The following is a 625-nucleotide window of genomic DNA, read 5'->3' as shown; positions in this document are numbered from 1 at the left end:
TTAACGCGAGCTCGAAGAATCGGCTCGCTTGCCGCTACGCCGCTTGACAAACAAGCGTAAAGCGACGGCATGGTTATCCAACGACTCGTCGCTCGATGTTCGTCCGGCGAATCTATTCCCCTATTGGTACAAAATCTGTGTATTCACCGACGTGTACGAAAGTTGCAAGTTTCTGAACGGTGGCGATCTGCACTGGCGTTGCATCTTCGCGCAATGACTTTGCGGCATCACCATCTTCAATAGGAAAATACTTGTCGCGAACTTCTTTTGAATCGAATACCACAACAAGTTTGTATTCACCTTTCGCCGTGCCTCGATCTCCTTTGATGATAATTGCGCGAACTCCGTGAGTTGGTTTGCCAAAGGCATTCGCAAATTCGTCTTTTACGAATGCCTCAAAGTCGTCTGCATCGACACCTTCGCGCAGTTCAATGGGGCGCAAGGAATACACTGTCGACGCGAGCGTGTCCTTCGTTGGTTCTTCTTTAGAAGAAGGGTCCGTTTGTGCATTCGCCATGTTGTTTAAGGCGAAAATAGCAAAGGTAATTGCAAGAACGTAGCGTACCATTTGTTGGCTCCGTTGGTTGAAAGGTACATTCATGAAGTGAGCGATGCGACGAAGTCG

The 625-nt window shown here is 48.5% G+C and carries 1 protein-coding gene; it reads right to left on the bottom strand.

The window, feature by feature from the left end; all coding sequences use genetic code 11:
- Window positions 1–112 precede the first annotated feature (112 nt).
- The coding region (locus CA13_RS00250; RefSeq protein ID WP_419193745.1) for a hypothetical protein at window positions 113–625 on the bottom strand (513 nt) is incomplete at its 5' end.

Source organism: Novipirellula herctigrandis, from assembly GCA_007859835.1.
Lineage (GTDB): Bacteria > Planctomycetota > Planctomycetia > Pirellulales > Pirellulaceae > Novipirellula_A > Novipirellula_A herctigrandis.
The sequence above is the reverse complement of the archived record's forward strand: the minus strand, read 5'-3'. Positions and strand labels throughout refer to the sequence as shown.